The sequence below is a fragment of the Stutzerimonas nosocomialis genome, from assembly GCF_005876855.1.
Classification (GTDB): Bacteria; Pseudomonadota; Gammaproteobacteria; order Pseudomonadales; family Pseudomonadaceae; genus Stutzerimonas; species Stutzerimonas nosocomialis.
Genome location: NZ_QLAE01000016.1, coordinates 27,927 through 49,058, shown reverse-complemented (window position 1 = coordinate 49,058; position 21,132 = coordinate 27,927). Strand labels below are relative to the sequence as shown.

Here is a 21,132-nt window from a genome sequence, read left to right as displayed (position 1 = left end):
GCCGAACGACCGGCGTCGTGCGAGCCTCAGCTGCCGATCAGCTGGCGCAGCACGAAGTGCAGGATGCCCCCCGCCTTGAAGTACTGGACCTCGTTCAAGGTATCGATGCGGCACAGCACCTGGAAGGTGTCACGACTGCCGTCGGCACGCACCAGCTCCACCGTGTAGATCTGGCGTGGCTTGATGTCTTCCGACAGACCTCGGATCGAAAGCTTTTCGTTACCGACGAGCCCGAGGGTCTGGCGGTTCTGGTCGCCGATGAACTGCAGCGCCAGCACACCCATGCCGATCAGGTTGGAACGGTGAATCCGCTCGAAGCTTTCGGCGATCACCGCTTTGACCCCCAGCAGGGTGGTGCCCTTGGCCGCCCAGTCGCGGCTCGAGCCGGTGCCGTATTCCTTGCCGGCCACCACCACCAGCGGCACGCCCTCGGCCTGGTAACGCATGGCGGCATCGTAGATCGACAGCTTCTCGCCGCCGGGCTGGTACAGCGTATTGCCGCCTTCCTCGCCGCCGAGCATCTCGTTCTTGATGCGGATGTTGGCGAAGGTGCCGCGCATCATCACTTCGTGGTTGCCGCGCCGTGAGCCGTAGGAGTTGAAGTCTTCCGGCCGGACCCCGAGTTCCTGCAGGTACAGGCCTGCCGGGGAGCTCGCCTTGATGTTGCCGGCCGGCGAGATGTGGTCGGTGGTGATGGAGTCGCCGAACAGCGCGAGGATCCGGGCACCCTCGATGTCGGCTGGCGGCTTGGGCGGCTCGGCGATGCCCTCGAAGAACGGCGGGTTCTGCACGTAGCTCGATTGTTCGTTCCAGACGTAAGTCTTGCCGGCGGAGACCGGAATCTGCTGCCAGCTCGGCTCGCCGCTGAACACATCGGCATACCGGTCGCGGAACATCTCGCCGTCGATCTGGCTGACCGCCTGGTTGACTTCCTCGCTGCTGGGCCAGATGTCGCGCAGGAAGACCGGCTGGCCCTGGGCGTCATGGCCCAGCGGCTCGGTGTTCATGTTGATGCGGGTCGTGCCGGCCAGCGCGAAGGCGACCACCAGCGGCGGCGAGGCCAGCCAGTTGGCCTTGACCAGCGGGTGGACGCGGCCTTCGAAGTTGCGGTTGCCCGACAGTACCGAGGACACGATCAGGTCGTTCTCGGTGACCGCCTGCCCGATGGGGTCGGGCAGCGGGCCGGAGTTGCCGATGCAGGTCGCGCAGCCGTAGCCGATCAGGTTGAAGCCCAGGTGATCCAGATAACGGGTCAGGTCGGCCTTTTTCAGGTAATCCGTCACCACCTTGGAGCCCGGCGCCAGGGACGACTTGACCCACGGCTTGCGCATCAGTCCGCGTTCGACCGCCTTCTTGGCGAGCAGGCCGGCAGCCATCAGCACGTTCGGGTTGGAGGTGTTGGTGCAGGAGGTGATCGAGGCGATCACCACCGCGCCGTGCTTGAGCTCGTAGTCCTCGCCTGCGACCGGTACGCCGGTGTCGGCCTGCTGCATGCGGCCGCTGGTTTCCAGCAACAGGTCGAACGCCGAGCCGATGTCACCCAGCGAGACACGGTCCTGCGGGCGTTTCGGGCCGGCGAGCGAGGGCTGCACTTCGGAAAGGTCCAGCTCCAGCGTCGCGGTGAAGACCGGGTCGGGCGTGTTGCTGTCGCGCCACATGCCCTGGGCCTTGCAGTAGGCCTCGACCAGCTGGATGCGCTGCTCGTCGCGGCCGGTCAGGCGCAGGTAGTCGATGGTGATCTGGTCGACCGGGAAGAAGCCGCAGGTGGCGCCGTATTCGGGAGCCATGTTGCCGATGGTCGCGCGGTCGGCCAGGGGAAGGTTGTCCAGCCCCGGGCCGAAGAATTCGACGAACTTGCCGACCACTCCCTGCTTGCGCAGCATCTGGGTGACCGTCAGCACCAGGTCCGTGGCCGTCACGCCCTCGCGCAGCCTGCCGGTCAGGCGGAAGCCCACGACCTCGGGAATCAGCATCGACACCGGCTGGCCGAGCATGGCCGCCTCGGCCTCGATCCCGCCGACGCCCCAGCCGAGCACGCCCAGGCCGTTGATCATGGTGGTGTGGGAGTCGGTACCGACCAGGGTGTCGGGGTAGGCATAGGTGGTGCCGTCTTCTTCCTTGGTCCAGACCACCTGGCCAAGGTATTCGAGGTTGACCTGATGGCAGATGCCGGTACCCGGCGGCACGACGCGGAAGTTGTCGAACGCCTGCTGCCCCCAGCGCAGGAATTCGTAACGTTCGCCGTTGCGCTGCATCTCGATGGCGACGTTCTCCTGGAACGCCTGGTCGGTGCCGAAGCGGTCGACCATCACCGAGTGGTCGATCACCAGGTCGACCGGCGACAGCGGATTGATCTTCTGCGGATCGGCACCGGCGCGGGCCACGGCGTCACGCATCGCGGCCAGGTCGACCACGGCCGGCACGCCGGTGAAGTCCTGCATCAGCACGCGCGCCGGACGGTACTGGATCTCTCGCTCGGAGCTGCGGGTCTTTTGCCAGACGGCCAGGGAGGTGAAGTCGTCTGCGCGTACCGTCACGCCGTCTTCCCAGCGCAACAGGTTCTCCAGCAGGACCTTGAGCGACGCGGGCAGGCGGCTGATGTCGCCCAGCTGCTTGGCCGCGTCCGGCAGGCTGAAGTAGTGATAGGTCGTGCCGGCCACATCGAGGCTGCGCCGGCAGTTGAGACTGTCCAGGGAAGGCATTCCTGATCTCCTTTGGCCCGCACGGTCGGGCTGGGTTGGATCTGGCGGATCGTCTTGAAACTCGCCTGTCTTGAGCGGTTTCTCCATTGCACTGGACCGAGGCAGGCATCCGGGGGTTCCCCTCTGGGCTATCATGCGGGGCTTTGCCGCTGCGTCGGGCCTGGTTCCCGGTCGGGGCTCCGATTGACCTGTGGAAATCGAGCATGAACCTGTTGCTGTTGCATTGCCGTCCGGGATTCGAAGGCGAGGTCTGCGCTGAAATCAGCGAGCACGCCGCCAGGCTGGACGTCTCGGGCTATGCCAAGGCGCGCCCGGGCAGCGCCCTGGCCGAGTTCGTCTGTGCCGAGCCTGATGCGCCGGCGCGGCTGATGAAGGCCCTGCGCTTTTCCGAGCTGATCTTCCCGCGGCAGTGGGCGCGGGGGCAGTACCTGGCGCTGCCTGAGCGCGAGCGGGTCGAAGTCCTGCTCGAGGCACTGGCCGACTATCCGACCTGCGGCAGCCTCTGGCTGGAGGTGCTCGACACCAACGACGGCAAGGAACTGTCCACCTTCTGCCGCAAGTTCGAGGTGCCGTTGCGCAAGGCCCTGATCAAGGCGGGCAGGCTGGTCGAAGGCGGGCCGGGCCCGCGCCTGCTGCTGACCTTCATCAGCGGGCGGGAAGTCTTCCTGGGCCTCGCCGAGGCGAGCAACAGCGCACTCTGGCCCATGGGCATCCCGCGCCTGAAGTTTCCGCGCCAGGCGCCAAGTCGCTCGACCCTCAAGCTCGAGGAGGCCTGGCATCATTTCATCCCGCGCGAGCAGTGGGAGCAGCGGCTGGCGCCGGAGATGACGGCGGTGGACTTGGGCGCCGCGCCCGGCGGATGGACCTGGCAGCTGGTCAAGCGCGACATGCGGGTGATCGCCGTGGACAACGGGCCGATGGCCGAAAGCCTGATGGATACCGGCATGGTGGAGCACCTGCAGGCCGACGGATTCGTCTTCCGCCCGCGTCGCCCCGTGGACTGGATGGTCTGCGATATCGTCGAGAAACCCGCACGCAGTGCCGCCCTGCTGGAAACCTGGATAGGCGAGGGGCTGTGTCGCGAGGCGGTGGTCAACCTCAAGCTGCCGATGAAGCAGCGCTACGCCGAAGTCCGGCGCCTGCTGGAACGCATCGCCCAGGGGCTTGCCGAACGTGGCGTGAAGGCGAGCATCGGCTGCAAGCAGCTCTACCACGACCGCGAAGAAGTCACCTGCCACCTGCGCCGTCTGTAAGTCCGTCGCAAGATGCCCAATACTTGCGCCCGCGCGAAATGTCCTGACCGGAGCCCCTGATGTCCCAAACAACCGAACTGCACAGCGACGCCATCCTCGACGCCTCGGGCCTCAACTGCCCGGAGCCGGTGATGATGCTGCACAACAAGGTCCGTGATCTCGCGGGTGGCCAGCTGCTCAAAGTCATCGCCACCGACCCCTCGACCCAGCGTGACATTCCGAAGTTCTGCGTCTTCCTCGGCCACGAACTGGTCGACCAGCGGGAAGCGGATGGCAATTACCTCTACTGGATCCGCAAGAAGGCCGACTGAACGACCGCAAGCGCCTGACGAAGGCGTGTCGAGGGCCAGGTTCGAAAAGCTCGCGGTCAAGACAAGGCGTCCCCAATCTCTCCCACAAAAGCACTCCCATGATCCCCGCCACGAGGGCGGTGGCTGCCGCGCCTCAGCTAGGACGCACGCGCTTTAGGGTTTCGGCGATCAGGAATGCCATTTCCAGCGACTGATCCGCGTTCAGTCGGGGGTCGCAGTGGGTGTGGTAGCGATCGGAGAGCGCGTCTTCGGTGACGGGGCGCGAGCCGCCGATGCATTCGGTGACGTTCTGCCCGGTCATCTCGATGTGGATCCCGCCCGGATAGCTGCCCTCGGCGCGGTGTACCTCGAAGAACTGCCGTACTTCGGCCAGTACCCGTGCGAAATCGCGGGTCTTGTAGCCGCTGGAGGCCTTCATGGTATTGCCATGCATCGGGTCCGAACTCCAGAGCACCTGCCGGCCTTCGGCCTGCACGGCACGGATCAATCTCGGCAGGCCCGCTTCGACCTTGTCCGCGCCCATTCGCACGATCAGGTTCAGGCGGCCCGTATCGTTGTCCGGGTTGAGCACGTCGATCAGGCGGATCAGCTCCTCGCTGTCCATGCTCGGGCCGACCTTCACGCCGATGGGGTTGCCGACGCCGCGCAGGAACTCGACGTGCGCACCGTCGAGCTGGCGGGTGCGATCGCCGATCCAGAGCATGTGCGCCGAGCAGTCGTACCAGCCGCCGGTCAGGCTGTCCTGGCGCACGAAGGCCTGCTCGTAGTTCAGCAGCAGGGCTTCGTGGGCGGTGAAGAAGCTCGTCTCGCGAAGCTGAGGCGCATCGTCCAGCCCGCAGGCGCGCATGAACGCCAGCGTCTGGTCGATGCGGTCGGCGAGCTGGTGATACTTCTCGGCCAGGGACGAGTTGGCGATGAAATCGAGGTTCCACTGGTGGACCTGGTGCAGGTCGGCGAAACCGCCCTGGGCGAAGGCGCGCAGCAGGTTGAGGCTGGCGGTGGACTGGTGGTAGGCCTGCAGCAGCCGCTCGGGATCGGGGGCGCGGCTCTTCTCGTCGAAGCCGATGCCGTTGACGATATCGCCGCGGTAGGCGGGCAGGGTGACGCCGTCGATGGTCTCGTCGCCGGCCGAGCGCGGCTTGGCGAACTGCCCGGCCATGCGGCCGACCTTCACCACCGGGCAGCCGGCCGCAAAGGTCATGACGATGGCCATCTGCAGCAGGACCTTGAAGGTGTCGCGGATCTTAGGCGCGGAGAACTCCGCGAAGCTCTCCGCGCAATCGCCACCCTGCAGCAGAAACGCCCGACCCTGGGTGACCTCGGTGAACTGCTTGCGCAGCGCCCGCGCCTCGCCGGCGAATACCAGTGGCGGCAGACTGGCCAGGGTCGCCTCGACGCGCGCCAGGTGTTCGGCGTCGGGGTAGTGGGGTTGCTGCTGGATGGGCTTGGCCCTCCAGCTTTGCGGGCTCCAGGTCTGGCTCATCAGATGCGTTCCGTGTGGTGGTGCGAAAGGTGTCGATGTTACCCGATGCATGGCGCCGAAGCTGATAGCGGCTGCGTATCGCCCTGTTTAAGATGACGCACCCAATCGAGGCGGATGAGTCATGAGTCAGCAGGAGGTGTTGTTAGCCGAAGTCCAGGACGCGTTCGGGCTGATCCGCGTTTATGAAGTGGGCGACTACCGTTTTCTGGAGTTCGGCGCAGCGGTCGAGCAGAGCTGCGTGTTCACCCGCGACCCCAGCTGGCTGGAGTACGACTACACCCGGGCGATGCTGCTCGGCGCGCTGGCCCACGAGGCGCCGGAAACCGCGCTGTTCCTGGGCCTCGGCGCGGGCAACCTGACCCAGGCGTGCCTGCAGTTCCTGCCGCTCGAGGATGTCGAGGCGATCGAGCTGCGCCCGGACGTGCCGCGCCTGGCCATGGAGTACCTGGGGCTTGACGACGATCCGCGGCTGACCATCCGCATCGGCGATGCGCTGCACCTGCTCGAAACGGCGGAGACCGCCGACCTGATCTTCGTCGACCTCTATACCGACACCGGGCCTGCCGCGGCGCATCTGGGCTGGAACTTCCTGTAGGCCTGCCAGCAGAAACTCAACCCCGGCGGCTGGCTGGTGATCAACCAGTGGGCCAACGACGACGGCAAGCCCCTGGGCGCCGCCCTGTTGCGCGGTCTGTTCCATCGGCATTACTGGGAATGCCCGGTGAAGGAGGGCAACGTCATCCTGCTGGTGCCGGCCGATCTGGAGCAGACGCTGGACCTGCAGGGCATCGCGGAGCGCGCGGCCTCGCTGACGCCGCGACTGGGTTATTCGCTGGACTCGCTGATCGCGGTGCTGCGCCAGGCCAGTTGACTCGAGGCGCTCGTGGTGGCGCGCTCTGCGGCGCCGTTCAGCTTTATCCGGCACACCGTCCGCTGGTCCTTTTGCCCTGACACATTCGCCTTTTTTATGTATAGTGCGCGCCGGCCAATTGGCTCCGTTCAGGTACCGCAACACATCGAAGCGCTGCTTCGGCTGCTGTCCGCTCCACGCGGACTATCCTAGACGATTCATCATTCACCACGTTTTCGCAAACCCGCCGACCGGGCTGCCAGGGTGACCCACAAGGTCCTACATGGCATGCGCAGCTTTGGAACATGGGTCTTTGCGGATGCACCAGAGGCAGACCCATGACCCAGGAACTCGGCGGCTTCGCCGCGCTCGGCATTCACCCATCCGTACTCGCCGCCATCTCCGCCGTCGGCTACGAAGAACCGTCCCCCATCCAGGCCCAGGCGATCCCCGTGATCATCGGCGGCCACGACATGATCGGCCAGGCCCAGACCGGCACCGGCAAGACCGCGGCCTTCGCGCTGCCCATCCTGTCGAAGATCGATCCGGCCCGCAAAGAACCGCAGGCGCTGATTCTCGCGCCGACCCGTGAGCTTGCGCTGCAGGTCGCGACCGCGTTCGAAACCTACTCCAAGCAGATGCCAGGTCTGAGCGTCGTCGCGATCTATGGTGGCGCGCCCATGGGCCCGCAGCTCAAGGCCATTCGCCAGGGCGCGCAGGTCATCGTGGCTACCCCGGGCCGCCTGGTCGACCACCTGAGCCGCAACAGCGGCCTGCTGTCGACCATCCAGTTCCTGGTCCTCGACGAAGCCGACGAGATGCTCAAGCTCGGGTTCATGGACGACCTGGAAGTGATCTTCGAGGCCATGCCGGAAAGCCGCCAGAGCGTGCTGTTCTCCGCGACCCTGCCGCATTCGATCCGCGCCATCGCCGAGAAGCACCTGCGCGAGCCGCAGCACATCAAGATCGCGGCCAAGACCCAGACCGTCGCGCGCATCGAGCAGGCTCACCTGATGGTCCACGCCGACCAGAAGATCCCGGCCGTGCTGCGCCTGCTGGAAGTCGAGGATTTCGACGCGCTGATCGCCTTCGTCCGCACCAAGCAGGCCACCCTGGACCTCGCCAGCGCGCTGGAAGCCAAGGGCTACAAGGCCGCCGCGCTGAACGGCGATATCGCCCAGAACCAGCGTGAGCGCGTCATCGACTCGCTCAAGGACGGCCGCCTGGACATCGTGGTGGCCACCGACGTGGCGGCGCGCGGCCTGGACGTGGCGCGCATCACCCATGTGTTCAACGTCGACATGCCGTACGACCCGGAGTCCTACGTTCACCGTATCGGCCGTACCGGCCGTGCCGGCCGTGAGGGCCGCGCGCTGCTGCTGGTCACCCCGCGCGAGCGCCGTATGCTGCAGGTCATCGAGCGCGTCACCAATCAGAAGGTCGCCGAAGCGCGCCTGCCCAACGCGCAACAGGTGCTCGATGCACGCATCAAGAAGTTGACCAACAGCCTGTCGCCGCTGGTTGCCGAGGCCGAAGCCAGCCACGGCGAACTGCTCGACAAGCTGGTGGCCGACATCGGCTGCAGCCCGCGCGCACTGGCCGCGGCGCTGCTCGCCAAGGCCACCAATGGCCAGGCGCTGACCCTCGCCGCAGTCGAGAAGGAGCAGCCACTGGTGCCGAGCGGCGCGCCGCGCGAGCGTTCCGATCGTCCGGAGCGTAGCGGCGACCGCGAGCGTCGCGCGCCGATGCCGCTGGCCGAAGGCCGCGCCCGTTGCCGCTCGCCGCTGGGCGCGCGCGACGGCATCGCCGCCCGCAACCTGCTGGGCGCGATCCTCAACGAAGGCGGCCTGGCCCGCGAAGCCATCGGCCGCATCCAGGTGCGCGACAGCTTCAGCCTGGTCGAACTGCCCGAAGAAGGGCTCGACCGCCTGCTGGCCAAGCTGAAGGACACCCGCGTAGGCGGCAAGCAGCTCAAGCTGCGTCGCTATCGCGAGGACTGAGCCAAGCACTTCGCCTCAGTAGCATGATCGAAACAAGGGTGGGCCCGTCGGGCTCACCCTTTTTTTTTGCCTTGCCGGTGATGCGGACGGTGACGTCGCTCCGCCAGCGCAGCCGAGGGATTCGGGCGTCGGTGCTTCTGCCAGACACTGCGCTGCGGGGTGGAAGGGCGAATCTCAGGCTGTTCAAAGCGGGCCCGGCATGCTAAAACCGCTCGCAGGTCAGATGATCTAGCCGCTTGAAAAAGAAGGGAAAACCATGACCAAGTCGGAGTTGATCGAACGCATCGTCACCCAGCAAGGGCTGCTTTCATCCAAGGATGTGGAGCTGGCCATCAAGACCATGCTCGAACAAATGTCCCAGGCCTTGGCGACAGGCGACCGCATCGAAATCCGCGGCTTCGGCAGCTTCTCCCTCCACTACCGCGCCCCCCGCGTCGGCCGAAACCCCAAAACCGGCCAATCCGTCCGCCTCGACGGCAAATTCGTCCCTCACTTCAAGCCTGGCAAGGAGCTGCGTGATCGGGTGAATGAGGAGGAGTGAGGCGCAAGCCTGTACCGGTTCCGCTGACTGTCGATAGGCTACTTAAAAAGCATGTAACCTCGTTTTCCATCACTCTGTATTTGTCCTTTTAGCGAGTTAAGTATGCGTGTTTCTTTTGTGGAAGCTGGTGACTTCCTAGGAAGCACTTGTTCGACGCTCCTGCACGTTATGAGGCCCGTCTTGCCAGCCGTCTTTCTACGCTTGTCTAGCAGGACACTGAATTTAGATATAGCTAAATTGAATCTCAGCGGTGCTGGCTCCTATTTGCTCGCCAGGGTACTGGCTGACTACTTGGAACAACGCACTTGAGTCTCTGGTGGCTGCCTGCGCTCGTTCTGCTTGCGTCCGCTGGGCTGACCGGTTTGGTACTCCGTTACGCCCTAGCCAGGCGTCTGTTCGACATACCCAATGCGCGCAGCTCGCACGTTATCCCTACACCACGTGGCGGCGGTGTTGCGATTGTCTTCACGTTCCTGCTGGCGCTGCCAGTCCTGGCCTTTGAAGGGCTCGCCAGCTGGCCGCTGGTGTGGGCGTTATTGGGCGCTGGCGGCGCGGTGGCCTTGTTGGGGTTTCTGGATGATCATGGCCATATTCCTGCGCGCTGGCGTCTTTCGGGACATTTTATCTGTGCTGCCTGGGCATCCTTCTGGCTGGGCGGATTGCCTGCGCTGACGTTGTTCGGCGTCGATATCCAGTTGGGTTGGCTTGGCCACGCGCTGGCCCTCATAGGACTGGTGTGGCTGCTCAACCTCTACAACTTCATGGACGGTATAGACGGTATCGCTAGCATAGAGGCGATCAGCGTGTGCCTCGGCGGTGCATTGCTTTATCTCTGCGTGGGGCACCCTGAGCTGATCGCAATGCCGGCGACACTGGCCGCTGCAGTGCTCGGGTTCCTGTTGTGGAATTTCCCGCCCGCCAGGATCTTCATGGGCGATGCGGGCAGTGGCTTTCTGGGCATGGTGCTCGGCGTGCTCTCGCTGCATGCCGCCTGGGTCTCGCCTTCGTTGCTCTGGGGGTGGCTGATTCTGCTCGGGGTATTCATCGTGGACGCAACCTTCACCCTGTTCAGCAGATTGTTGCGTGGTGAGCGCATCCATGAGGCGCACCGCAGCCATGCTTATCAGCACGCTTCGCGGCAGTACAAGGCCCACCTTCCGGTGATGCTCGCCGTCGGGCTGATGAACCTGTTCTGGTTGCTACCCATCGCCATGGCCGTGGTCCTCGGGCATTTCGACCCGGTGGTTGGCATCGCCTTGGCGTACATCCCGCTGCTGCTACTGGCCAAGGGATTCAGGGCTGGAGCAAAGGAATGGGCGGATGTTGATATGAAGAAATAATTTTGTCTCTCGTGTTGCGGATTTTGTCATCTGGCACAGGTCTGATGGCGCATCAACCGCAACTCTGAGAAACAAAGGTGACCGGTGCTAGGAATTGCCGAAAAACTGCGCTGCCGGCTGGTTAGCCTTCCGCGTCGATATAAACGCGCCATTCAGGTCGGCACGGATGTGCTGTTGGTCTGGGTAGCGCTTTGGCTGGCGTTCGCCGTGCGGCTGGGTGAAGTCAAGGATATCGAACCGCTAAGCGGTCATCTCTGGCTGTTCCTGCTGGCGCCCATGATTTCCGTTCCCTTGTTCATTCGCCTCGGTATGTATCGAGCGGTGATGCGTTATCTGGGCAACGACGCGTTGATCGCAATCGCCAAGGCGGTGACGCTTTCGGCGTTGACGCTGTCGCTGGCGGTCTACTGGTACCAAGGCGCGCCCAAGCTGATCCCTCGCTCGATGGTATTCAACTACTGGTGGCTGAGCCTGGTGCTGATTGGCGGTTTGCGTCTGGTGCTGCGCCAGTACTTCATGGGGGATTGGTTCTCGTCCAATCACACTCTCAATTTTCAGGGGCGCGATGCCGGTCTCATAAAGGTGGCGGTATACGGAGCAGGGGTCGCCGGTAACCAGCTGGTCGCCGCGTTGCGCCTTGGACGCGCGATGCGGCCCGTCGCGTTCATCGATGATGATCCGAACATTGACAACAGGATCATCGCGGGGCTGCGCGTATACAGTGCGGCCCATATTCATCAGATGATCGACGATACGGGCGCCGAGGAGATCCTTCTGGCCGTGCCTTCCGCTTCACGGGGGCGCAGGCGGGAAATACTCGAGGCGCTGGAGCAATACCCGCTCCATGTGCGCAGCGTGCCGGCTTTCCATGATCTGGCCAGCGGCACCGTCAGGGTCGAGGACATCCAGGAAGTGGACATTGCTGACTTGCTTGGACGTGATGCGGTCCCGCCGGACCGGGCGCTGTTTGAAAAATGCATCCAGGGCCGAGTGGTCATGGTCACAGGGGCGGGAGGGTCCATTGGCTCGGAGCTCTGCCGCCAGATACTCGCTACGCGGCCAAGCACTCTGCTTCTGTACGACCACTGCGAATTCAATCTCTACAGTATCCACACCGAACTGGAGGAGGTCGTGGAGCGGGTATCTCAACCCATTCGACTGGTGCCGATCCTGGGGTCGGTGCGTAACCCTCAACGCCTGGAGGATGTGCTGCGCACCTGGGCAGTCGAAACCATCTACCACGCCGCCGCTTACAAGCACGTGCCGATGGTCGAGCACAACGTTGCGGAGGGGGTGCTCAACAATGTGTTCGGTACGCTCCACACCGTGCAGGCCGCCATCCGTTCGGGGGTCAACCACTTCGTGCTGGTCTCGACCGATAAGGCGGTGCGGCCGACCAACGTGATGGGAAGTACCAAGCGGGTCGCCGAAATGGTGCTGCAAGCCCTGGCGCGCGAAACCGCTCCGGTGCTCTTCGACTCGGGCCCGGTTCATCATGTGAACAAGACGCGGTTTTCGATGGTGCGCTTCGGTAACGTGCTGGGGTCCTCCGGTTCGGTCATCCCTCGTTTTTACGAGCAGATTCGAGCTGGCGGTCCGGTGACCGTGACTCATCCCAACATCACCCGTTACTTCATGACCATTCCGGAAGCAGCACAGCTGGTCATCCAGGCGGGCTCAATGGGCGAAGGCGGGGACGTTTTCGTGCTGGACATGGGGCAGCCGGTCCGTATCGCCAAACTGGCCGAGAAACTCATCCATCTGTCGGGATTGAGCGTTCGTTCCGAGAAGAACCCGCAGGGGGATATCCCCATCGTTTACACGGGGCTGCGGCCCGGGGAAAAGCTCTACGAAGAATTGCTGATTGGCGAGAATGTCAGTCCGACCGAGCACCCGATGATCATGCGAGCGGCAGAGGAATGCATGAGCTGGGAGGACCTGAAGCAGTTGCTCGGCAGGCTGCACAAGGCGGTCATGGACGACGACTACCCCGCGGTCCGCCTGCTGCTGCGCGAGGCGGTGAGTGGCTATATGCCGGAAGGGGAAATCGTCGATCTGATCTACCAGAAGCGTCGAGCCGGCCCCAGCGACGTATGAAGCGCTCTCGGGCGTCGGCCAGTCGTGGCAGTCGCACTTTACCGGTGCAATTGATGGTCAGGGCAGGTTGTAACTTGCTCGCAAGCCGGTACAATGGCGCGGCTCGCCGCCTGGCGGGTTTCGTTATGGTGGCCCTGCCGGTCCCCTCGCAACGATCAGCCGTGAACCCGGTCAGGTCCGGAAGGAAGCAGCCGCAGCGGTGACATTGTGTGCCGGGGTGTGGCTGGTAGGGTCGCCTCCATAACGTTAGGTCTGTCGGCGACAGGCCTGTATGGCTGCTCAGCCACTTCGTTCTATCGATTCCCTTATCATCAGAATTGCCTGCGCTCATGCGCGGCGTTGTCGTGCCCGTCTCGGACAGGGCGACACTCGACGTTTTCGCCTGATTGGAGTTTCTCGTGCCTGGCAGACCGCTCTGGGACATCTTCTGCGCCGTGGTGGATAACTACGGCGACATCGGCGTGACCTGGCGCCTGGCGCGGCAGCTGGTTGCCGAGCACGGGCAGGCGGTGAGGCTGTGGGTCGACGATCTGGAAACCTTCGTCGCGTTGTGCCCTGGCGCGCGGGCGGACGTGCAGTGCCAGGTACATGCCGGGGTCGAGGTCAGGCACTGGCCGCGCGAGTGGCACGATGCCGAGCCGGGCGATGTGGTCATCGAGGCGTTTGCCTGCAACCTGCCGCCGGCTTATATCCAGGCGATGTCCGAGAGCGGACGGCGGATCCTCTGGCTCAACCTCGAGTATCTCAGTGCCGAGGGCTGGATCAAGGGTTGCCATGGGTTGCCGTCGCTGCAGCCGAGCGGGCTGCAGAAGTACTTTTTCTTTCCCGGCTTCGAGGCCGAAACCGGCGGATTGATACGTGAGACCGGCCTGCTCGACGAGCGCCGGGCGTTTCAGCGACAGGCCGTTTCGCGCGAGGCCTTTCTCGGAGAGAGGGGCGTCACCGTTCCGGACGGCACGCAGGTCGTTTCGTTGTTCGCCTACGAGAACGCCGCGGTGGCCGGTTGGCTCGATGCGCTGGCCGAGGGGCCGCAGCCGACACTGCTCCTGGTGCCGGTTGGCCGGGTGCTGGCCGACGTCGAGCGTTGGCTGGGCGAGAGCCAGCTGACGGCCGGCAGGCAGCGACAACGCGGGGCGTTGCAGATCGCGGTGCTGCCGTTCCTGACCCAGGAGGAGTACGACCGCCTGCTCTGGTGCTGCGATTTCAATGCGGTGCGTGGCGAGGAGTCATTCATCCGCGCCCAATGGGCTGGCCGGCCGCTGGTCTGGCATATCTATCCGCAGGAGGAGGACGCTCACTGGGACAAGCTGCGGGCGTTCTTCGAGCTGTATGCCGATGGCCTCTCCACTGCAGCCCGCGATGCGCTCTGGGCGTTCTGGCAGGCCTGGAACGCAGGGCAGGGCGCGCATCAGGCCTGGCGCCGGATGGGCGAGCACCAGGCGGAGCTGGTGAACCATGCCGAGCGCTGGACCCGGATTCAGACCAGCAACGGTGATCTGGCCGCAAAGCTGGTGTTTTTTTACACAGATTGGCTATGATACGCGGCCTGTTTTTTGTCTCTAAACCCATCGGATATTCGTATGAAAACCGCACAAGAGTTTCGTGCCGGCCAGGTGGCCATCATCAATGGCGCGCCCTGGGTTATCCAGAAAGCCGAATTCAACAAGTCCGGCCGCAACAGTGCCGTGGTCAAGATGAAGCTGAAGAACCTGCTCAACGGTTCTGCCACCGAGACCGTGTACAAGGCCGACGACAAGCTCGAGCCGGTCATCCTCGAGCGCAAGGAAGTGACCTACTCCTACTTCGCCGACCCGCTCTATGTATTCATGGACGCGGAGTTCAACCAGTACGAGATCGAGAAGGATGACCTCGAAGGCGTCATGACCTTCATCGAAGACGGCATGACCGACGTCTGCGAAGCGGTCTTCTACAACGACAAGGTGATCTCCGTCGAACTGCCGACCACCATCGTTCGTGAAATCGTCTACACCGAGCCGTCCGTGCGCGGCGATACTTCCGGCAAGGTCATGAAGACCGCCCGCCTGAAGAACGGTGCAGAGCTGCAGGTTTCCGCCTTCTGCGAAATCGGCGACTCGATCGAAATCGACACCCGTACCGGCGAGTACAAGTCGCGCGTCAAGGCCTGAGGCCTCGCGACTCGAGAAGCCCGGCCAAGCGCCGGGCTTTTTTGTGGGCGGTTGTTTTCTACGGGGAAGCCCGAGGCATGGCGCTCTGGATTGGCTGCGCCGTACCCGTGGGAACGGCGCAGCCCCATGGCTCTGTCCAAGGCGTCAGGCGCCCCAGATCACCCCGATCAGCAGGTAGCACAGGCAGGTGACCAGGACCACGCCGAACAGGTTGATGGCGAAGCCGGCCTTGATCATCGACTGGATCTTCATCTGCCCGGTGCCGAACACGATGGCGTTCGGCGGCGTCGCCACCGGCATCATGAAGGCGCAGCTCGCCGCGATGGCGGCCGGAATCGCGAGCATTTCCGGTGGCAGGCCCTGGGCTACGGCCAGTGCGCCGAGCAGGGGCAGGAAGGCCGCGGCGGTGGCGGTGTTCGAGGTGATCTCGGTGAGGAAGGTGATCACCAGGGCCACCAGGCCGATCATCAGGATCAGCGGAAGGGCATCGATGCCCTGCAGGCTCTGCGCGATCCACTGGGCCAGGCCCGAGGCGCCGATCACGCCGGCCAGCGACAGGCCGCCGCCGAACAGCAGCAGCACGCCCCACGGCACCTTGTTCGCGGTATTCCAGTCCATCAGGAATACCCGCTCGCGGCGATTGACCGGGATCAGGAACAGCGACAGCGCGGCCGCCATGGCGATGCTGGTGTCGTCGATGCCGCTGATGTAGCCGGCCAGCATCGGCTGGAAGATCCAGGCCAGGGCCGCCAGCACGAACACCACGGCGACCAGCTTTTCCGCGCGGGACATGGGGCCCAGCTCGGCCATTTCCTTTTCCAGCAGGCCGCGGCTGTCGCCACCGTGCAGCTTGAAGCCGCCACGTGTCAGCCACCACCAGATGAAGGCCAGCATGGCGATCGTTACCGGGACGCCGAGCAGCATCCATTGGCCGAAACCGATATGCACGTCATGGTTCTCGCGCAGGAAGGCGGCCAACAGCGCGTTGGGCGGCGTGCCGATGAGGGTGGCGACCCCGCCGACGCTGGCGGCGTAGGCGATACCCAGGAGCAGCGCGACGGTGAAGCGTTCGCTCTCCTTCGGTTCGCTGTTGGCGACCAGCAGGCCGATCACCGACAGGCCGATCGGCAGCATCATGATGCTGGTCGCGGTGTTGCTCACCCACATGCTGATGAAGGCGGTGGCGACCATGAATCCGGCGATCTGCTTGCTCGGCTGGCTGCCGACGGCGAGCAGGGTCGCCAGTGCGATGCGCTTGTGCAGGTTCCAGCGCTGCATGGCCAGGCCCAGCAGGAAGCCGCCAAGGAACAGGAAAATGGTGGGATTGGCGTAAGGCGCGGTCGCCTTGGCCATGGTGTCGATGCCCAGCAGCGGGATCAGCAGGATCGGCAGCAGCGACGTCGCGGGAATCGGTAGCGCCTCGGTGGCCCACCAGATCGCCATCAGCGCCGCCAGGCCGACCGTAAGCCAGGCCGTGTCCGACAGACCGGCCGGTGGCTCGGTCAAAAGGCACAGCAGCAGGCACAGGGGCCCCAGGAACAGGCCGATCCAGGCGGCGGTATCCGCCGTTCGGCGTGGAATGGATTCCGTCATGAGTGTCGCTTCCTCTTGCAGGGGCCTGCGGTGGCGCAGGCCGGTTAACGCGTACGGCTTGGCTTTAAATCGCTACCTTCCGGGGTATCCGGCGTGCTGGCGAGGGCGCATTAGAACTCAACCGGGCGGTCGTGCGGCCAGTCATGCGTAACAAGGTCTGACCGTCTAGAAATGATGGTCGCTCGCAGGCCGTTCCTGCTGGCGCCGCCACATGCGCGTGAGCCAGCGCCAGGCGATCCAGGCGCCGGCCGCCAGGTACACCAGTCCGCCGGGAACCCACATGATCAGGCCGGCCAGCTGCTGGTCCTGCACGTCACGGTGCTCGCCATAGAAGGACGTGGTGCCGAAGGTCAGCAGGGCGCCGAGCAGGCCGGTGTGCATCAGCGTCAGCAACAAGGCCATCAGCGCCTGGGGGACCTGCTTGGGATTGGCCCGCAGCACCGACCACCAGAACAGCCAGCCGCTGAACAGGAAGCAGGCGTGTTCGAAGGCGTGCCACCACAGGTTGTCCAGCGCCAGCAGGTAAAGCCTGGGGGTGTGCCAGATCCAGATGATCGCCCCGTGCAGCATGGCCAACGCCGTGGGATAGCGTCCGGCGCGCAGTATCGCCGTCCACAGCGGCTGGCCCAGGCGACCGGTGATACCGCGCCACTGCGGCAGTGGTCTGGCGAGCGCCCACAGAGGGGCGATGACCACGATGAACAGCATGTGCTGGGTCATGTGCAGGCTGGTGCTGGTTTCGGCCCAATCGTCGATCGGGCCGAACACCGCGTAGGCGCAGATCAGCATCGCGCCGTGGAACCAGGCCGCTTCGCTGCGCCGGGGCGGCACGCGACGGGAGCCGAGCAGATACAGCAGCCAGGCTCCGCCCAGGAGCAGTGCGGTGAGCAGCAGCGGCAGCCGCTCGCTGAGGTGGGCATCGAACAGGCCGTGGGCGGCGGCGGGGCGGGCCAGGGCGAGCAGGAGCAGGGCTGATACCGATTTCATATGCAGGGCGGCAATTGCAGCAGGGGGATGCCGACATAGAGTGTCGCCAGCGCGGCGATCAGATGAAGCCCGGAGGTGATCTTGGTGACGAATATCTGCCGCTCGTTGAGCTCGTCGGTCATGCGCGACAGCTTCCAGAAGCGCCGCGCCTGCAGCACCAGGATCGCCAGGGTGACCAGCGTGAGCAGGCCCAGCGTCCCGTTGAGCCAGTTCCAGGGCCCCAGCGTCGGGTCGGGTGGGTTGATTTCGCAGGCCACGGCATGGCCGCCATACATGGCGACGAACCAGAAGCTCCAGAGGACGAAGCCCAGGGGAATCTGGATCGGGTGATAGGGCGATGTGCGGGCGTATTTCGACATCAGGCGCCTCCCCAGGTGCCGGGGAACAGGACCAGCGAGAGGAAGCTGATCCACAGCACCGCCAGGTTGTAGTACCACAGCTGCAGGACCACGACCGGCTCGTAGGGCGCCTTCTCGCCCACGTAGCCGTAGCCGACGCGCAAGGCCTGGAGCGCAGTGAGCACGGCGGCCAGCGCGCAATGCATGATGCTGTAGAAGAGCATGACGAAAACCACCGCATCGTGCGCGGTTTCGGTGATCTGCAACCCGGCGTTGACCAACACCCAGATCAGGGCGCCGGTCTGGACGAAGGCAAGCACGGCGAGCAGCGCCAGATTGACGAGCAGGTTGCGCAGATCGCCCTGGCGCATCCGATGCACGATCCGCCCCATCCAGAGCGCGCCCACGCTCAGCAGCACCGCACTGGCGCCCATCAGCCAGCCGTTCAGCGTGGTGTCCGGCACCTGCCAGTCCGGCGAGACGGTCCACAGGTAGAACCAGCCGAATATCAGCGAGAGGTAGAGCGCGCCGTCGGACAGCAGCGTTACACCCATACCCCAGAGCCCCGGCCCGTCGAAGGTCCGCGAATGGAGCGGGGGTTCTCCCGGCTGGGTGCGGGCGTCCGGTGCCGCGGCCGGATGCGCACCGTTTTCCCACGACCAGCGCAGCAGCGTCACGATGGCCGCCGCGCAGGCCACGAGCGAGAGCATGTAGGTCTTGGTCAGCAGGCTCAGGCAGAGCACCGCGAGGAACACCGACGCGATGAAGGGCAGCCAGCTGTTGCCCGGCAGGTGGATGATTTCCCTGACCTTGCCGCTCAGCGGGTCCGAGCCCCAGGTTTCCCGGCGGCCATGGTCGATCACCGTGAGCGCATGGTCGCCCCGGGCGATGCTGTCGGGCAGCTCCGGGTCCTTCCACAGCGGATGACGATCCGTGATGTCCGGCAGGCTGACGAAGTTGTAGGCGCTGGGCGGCAGGCTGGTGCCCCATTCCAGCGTGTCCGCGTTCCAGGGATTCTTCGGCGCCGGCTGGCCGAAGCGAAAGTGCAGGATGATGTCCAGCAGGATGGTGGCGACGCCGATGGCCATGATGAAACTGCCGACCGACGACACCAGGTTCGGCATGTCCCACCCCAGGCCCGTGTCGTAGGTGTAGACCCGGCGCGGCATGCCGATCAGCCCGGTCCAGTGCATGACCAGGAAGGTCACGTTGAAACCGATGAACACCAGCCAGAAGCCCCAGCGCCCGAGCCGGGCCGACGGCATCCGGCCGGAGAAGTGCGGCAGCCAGTAGTACAGCCCCGCCATCAGCGGGAAGAACATGCCTCCGACCAGCACGTAGTGCATGTGCGCGACCACGAAATGGGTGTCGTGCACCTGCCAGTCGAACGGCACCAGCGCCAGCATCACGCCGGTCAGCCCGCCGCAGACGAAGACGATCAGAAAGCCCACCAGCCATAGCATCGGCACCTTGTAGACCGGCCGGCCGAGCCACAGGGTGGCGATCCAGGCGAAGATCTGCACGCCGGTGGGAATCGCCACCAGCATGCTGGCCGCGGAAAAGAACCCCAGCGCCAGCTGCGGAATGCCGACCGTGAACATGTGGTGCACCCAGAGCCCGAAGCTGAGAAAGCCGGTGGTCACCACGCCCATCACCACCCAGCGGTAGCCCACCAGCGGGCGCTGGCAGAACACCGGCAGCAGGGTCGAGACGATGCCGGCGCCCGGCAGGAAGATGATGTACACCTCGGGATGGCCGAACAGCCAGAACAGGTGCTGCCAGAGAATCGGATCACCGCCGCGGGCGACATCGAAGAACGGCATGCCGGCGGCGCGTTCGAGTTCGAGCAGGATGCTGCCCAGGATCAGCGGCGGGAAGCCGACCACGATCATCAGCGCCATCACCAGGATGTACCAGACGTACAGCGGCATCTTGTGCAGCGCCATGCCGTTGGTGCGGGTGCGCAGGATCGAAACCACCAGCTCGACCCCGGCCGAGACGGCGGAAATCTCCACGAAAGTGATGCCCAGCAGCCAGAAGTCGGAGTTCACGCCGGGGGTGTGGGCCGAGCTCGACAGCGGCGTATACATGAACCAGCCGGCCTTCGGCGCGAGGTCCAGGAAGATGCTCGAGAGCAGGATCAGGCCGCCGAACAGGTAGCAGTAGTAGCCCAGCGCCGAGAGCCGCGGGAAGACCAGGTCCCGCGCACCGATCATCTTCGGGATCAGGTAGACCGCCAGCCCCTCCATCATGGGCACGGCGAAGAGAAACATCATCACCGTGCCATGCATGGTGAAGACCTGGTTGTAGACGTCCGGCTCCATGAGCTCGTAGCCGGGCAGCGCCAGCTGGGTGCGGATCAGCATGGCCAGCAGCCCGCCGACCAGGAAGAAGAACGCGCCGGTGACCAGGAAGCGCAGGCCGATGGAGGTGTGGTTGACGATGGTCAGCGCGCGCCAGCCGCGCGGGTTGCCCCAGACCTCGTTGAACTGGTCGTGGAGCTGGTCTGGATCGGTTGCCGGAGCGTTTTTCATGGTGCGAGCGTCTCCAGCCAGTCGGCGATACCATCCAGGGTCTCGCCGGGAATATCGTCATGCAGAGGCATTGCGTTACCCGATTTCAGGGATTTGTGGTCCTGCAGCCAGCGGCGAAGGCCCTCGTGGTCATTGGCGATCACGCCGGCACCCAGGTAGGGGCGCGAGGCGAGGTCGGTCAGGTCTGGCGCGCGGTTCCCGTCGCTGACACCCGCGACGCTGTGGCATACCGCGCAGCGAGCCTCGAAGGCCGCGCCGGCTTCACCGCTAGGGGCGGTCGGGCTGAATTCCCGGCGCGCCGCGAGCCAGCGTTCGAAGTCCTCCTCCTCCAGCGCTTCGACGTGCAGCACCATGTTGGCGTGCTGGGTGCCGCAGAATTCGGAGCATTGGCCGCGGAACACGCCGGGGCGGGTGGCCTGATAGCGCATGACGTGGACGCGCCCGGGGACCATGTCGATCTTTCCGCCCAGGCGCGGCACCCAGAAGGAATGGATGACGTCCGCGCTGGTGACGTGCACGTCGATCAGCCGCCCCGCGGGAATGATCAACTGGTTCGCGGTGACCACGCCGCCATCGTCGGGGTAACGCACTTCCCACCACCACTGGTGGCCCGTCACTTCCACGCGCAGGGGCTGCTCGCCCTCCACCGGCAGGGGCAACATGCCGCGCCCGGTGGGAATCCCGAACAGCAGCAACAGCACGATGCTGACGGTAGGCAGCACGATGCCGCCGCCGATCACCCAGCGCCGGTTGATGCGGATCGCTTCCTCGTCGCTGACCCGGCGTGGCGTGCGCCACATGGCGTAGATCCAGATGGCGCTGACCACCACCAGCACCAGCGTGGAGAAGCCGAACATCGCCCACCAGACGTTGGCGACCCCCTGGGCCATCGGCCCGGCTGGGGAGATCGCCGATTGCGGACCTTCGCATGCGGCGAGCAAAGGAACTGCCAGCGC

Annotated in this window: 15 protein-coding genes, 1 other RNA gene and 1 pseudogene; 10 read left to right on the top strand and 7 right to left on the bottom strand. The window is 64.8% G+C overall.

What is annotated here, in order from left to right; genetic code table 11:
- Positions 1-26: 26 nt before the first annotated feature.
- Positions 27-2,702 carry an aconitate hydratase AcnA gene (gene acnA, locus DN824_RS11800; protein WP_138408598.1) on the bottom strand — a complete coding sequence of 892 codons (2,676 nt, stop codon included), beginning with the start codon at positions 2,700-2,702 and terminating at the stop codon, positions 27-29.
- A 203-nt stretch (positions 2,703-2,905) separates the two neighbouring features.
- On the opposite strand from acnA, the gene rlmM reads away from it, so the two are divergent.
- Both rlmM and tusA read left to right on the top strand, forming a co-directional pair.
- The gene (gene rlmM, locus DN824_RS11795) at positions 2,906-3,955 is read left to right on the top strand and encodes a 23S rRNA (cytidine(2498)-2'-O)-methyltransferase RlmM (RefSeq protein ID WP_138408597.1); all 1,050 of its coding nucleotides are present in this window, start codon (positions 2,906-2,908) and stop codon (positions 3,953-3,955) included.
- A 59-nt stretch (positions 3,956-4,014) separates the two neighbouring features.
- Positions 4,015-4,266 (top strand): sulfurtransferase TusA, encoded by a 252-nt coding sequence (tusA, locus tag DN824_RS11790; RefSeq protein WP_138408596.1) that lies wholly within the window; start codon positions 4,015-4,017, stop codon positions 4,264-4,266.
- Between the two features lie 133 nt (positions 4,267-4,399).
- Here the strand turns inward: tusA and DN824_RS11785 are convergent, their stop codons facing one another.
- The gene (locus DN824_RS11785) at positions 4,400-5,749 is read right to left on the bottom strand and encodes a class II 3-deoxy-7-phosphoheptulonate synthase (RefSeq protein ID WP_138408595.1); all 1,350 of its coding nucleotides are present in this window, start codon (positions 5,747-5,749) and stop codon (positions 4,400-4,402) included.
- A gap of 121 nt (positions 5,750-5,870) precedes the next feature.
- Here DN824_RS11785 and DN824_RS11780 point away from each other — a divergent pair.
- From DN824_RS11780 to efp, 8 genes and pseudogenes are all read left to right on the top strand, one after another.
- Positions 5,871-6,620: pseudogene (locus DN824_RS11780) on the top strand (spermidine synthase).
- 317 nt (positions 6,621-6,937) lie between these two features.
- The gene (locus tag DN824_RS11775) at positions 6,938-8,599 is read left to right on the top strand and encodes a DEAD/DEAH box helicase (protein ID WP_138408594.1); all 1,662 of its coding nucleotides are present in this window, start codon (positions 6,938-6,940) and stop codon (positions 8,597-8,599) included.
- Positions 8,600-8,855: 256 nt separating this feature from the next.
- Positions 8,856-9,140 (top strand): integration host factor subunit beta, encoded by a 285-nt coding sequence (gene ihfB / locus DN824_RS11770; protein WP_138408593.1) that lies wholly within the window; start codon positions 8,856-8,858, stop codon positions 9,138-9,140.
- A gap of 305 nt (positions 9,141-9,445) precedes the next feature.
- The gene (locus DN824_RS11765) at positions 9,446-10,480 is read left to right on the top strand and encodes an MraY family glycosyltransferase (RefSeq protein WP_138408592.1); all 1,035 of its coding nucleotides are present in this window, start codon (positions 9,446-9,448) and stop codon (positions 10,478-10,480) included.
- Positions 10,481-10,564: 84 nt separating this feature from the next.
- Entirely contained in the window at positions 10,565-12,577 is a 2,013-nt protein-coding gene (locus tag DN824_RS11760; protein WP_138408591.1) for a polysaccharide biosynthesis protein, read from the top strand.
- Between the two features lie 135 nt (positions 12,578-12,712).
- An RNA gene (gene ffs / locus DN824_RS11755) (signal recognition particle sRNA small type) lies at positions 12,713-12,809 on the top strand.
- Between the two features lie 166 nt (positions 12,810-12,975).
- Positions 12,976-14,115 (top strand): elongation factor P maturation arginine rhamnosyltransferase EarP, encoded by a 1,140-nt coding sequence (gene earP / locus DN824_RS11750; RefSeq protein ID WP_138408590.1) that lies wholly within the window; start codon positions 12,976-12,978, stop codon positions 14,113-14,115.
- 42 nt (positions 14,116-14,157) lie between these two features.
- On the top strand, positions 14,158-14,724 hold the full coding sequence (gene efp, locus DN824_RS11745) for an elongation factor P (RefSeq protein ID WP_138408589.1): 567 nt from the start codon (positions 14,158-14,160) through the stop codon (positions 14,722-14,724).
- A 144-nt stretch (positions 14,725-14,868) separates the two neighbouring features.
- Here the strand turns inward: efp and DN824_RS11740 are convergent, their stop codons facing one another.
- The 5 genes from DN824_RS11740 to coxB form a co-directional block, all read right to left on the bottom strand.
- On the bottom strand, positions 14,869-16,317 hold the full coding sequence (locus tag DN824_RS11740; RefSeq protein WP_138408588.1) for an SLC13 family permease: 1,449 nt from the start codon (positions 16,315-16,317) through the stop codon (positions 14,869-14,871).
- Between the two features lie 165 nt (positions 16,318-16,482).
- Positions 16,483-17,304 (bottom strand): cytochrome c oxidase assembly protein, encoded by an 822-nt coding sequence (locus DN824_RS11735; protein WP_138408587.1) that lies wholly within the window; start codon positions 17,302-17,304, stop codon positions 16,483-16,485.
- Entirely contained in the window at positions 17,301-17,663 is a 363-nt protein-coding gene (locus DN824_RS11730) for a hypothetical protein (protein WP_138408586.1), read from the bottom strand. The genes DN824_RS11735 and DN824_RS11730 overlap by 4 nt, the downstream gene beginning before the upstream one ends.
- Positions 17,663-20,176, bottom strand: a complete 2,514-nt coding sequence (gene ctaD, locus DN824_RS11725) for a cytochrome c oxidase subunit I (protein ID WP_138408585.1) — start codon at positions 20,174-20,176, stop codon at positions 17,663-17,665. Before ctaD ends, DN824_RS11730 begins: the two co-directional genes overlap by 1 nt.
- Positions 20,173-21,066 carry a cytochrome c oxidase subunit II gene (gene coxB, locus DN824_RS11720; protein ID WP_138408649.1) on the bottom strand — a complete coding sequence of 298 codons (894 nt, stop codon included), beginning with the start codon at positions 21,064-21,066 and terminating at the stop codon, positions 20,173-20,175. Before coxB ends, ctaD begins: the two co-directional genes overlap by 4 nt.
- Positions 21,067-21,132: the final 66 nt, after the last annotated feature.

Coding starts and splice junctions, on each gene's coding strand:
- DN824_RS11785 (WP_138408595.1), bottom strand. CDS start 5,749: ATGAGCCAGACCTGGAGCCCGCAAAGCTGGAGGGCCAAGCCCATCCAG.
- DN824_RS11730 (WP_138408586.1), bottom strand. CDS start 17,663: ATGTCGAAATACGCCCGCACATCGCCCTATCACCCGATCCAGATTCCC.
- DN824_RS11775 (WP_138408594.1), top strand. CDS start 6,938: ATGACCCAGGAACTCGGCGGCTTCGCCGCGCTCGGCATTCACCCATCC.
- acnA (WP_138408598.1), bottom strand. CDS start 2,702: ATGCCTTCCCTGGACAGTCTCAACTGCCGGCGCAGCCTCGATGTGGCC.
- rlmM (WP_138408597.1), top strand. CDS start 2,906: ATGAACCTGTTGCTGTTGCATTGCCGTCCGGGATTCGAAGGCGAGGTC.
- coxB (WP_138408649.1), bottom strand. CDS start 21,066: ATGGCCCAGGGGGTCGCCAACGTCTGGTGGGCGATGTTCGGCTTCTCC.
- tusA (WP_138408596.1), top strand. CDS start 4,015: ATGTCCCAAACAACCGAACTGCACAGCGACGCCATCCTCGACGCCTCG.
- DN824_RS11740 (WP_138408588.1), bottom strand. CDS start 16,317: ATGACGGAATCCATTCCACGCCGAACGGCGGATACCGCCGCCTGGATC.
- ihfB (WP_138408593.1), top strand. CDS start 8,856: ATGACCAAGTCGGAGTTGATCGAACGCATCGTCACCCAGCAAGGGCTG.
- DN824_RS11735 (WP_138408587.1), bottom strand. CDS start 17,304: ATGAAATCGGTATCAGCCCTGCTCCTGCTCGCCCTGGCCCGCCCCGCC.
- ctaD (WP_138408585.1), bottom strand. CDS start 20,176: ATGAAAAACGCTCCGGCAACCGATCCAGACCAGCTCCACGACCAGTTC.
- efp (WP_138408589.1), top strand. CDS start 14,158: ATGAAAACCGCACAAGAGTTTCGTGCCGGCCAGGTGGCCATCATCAAT.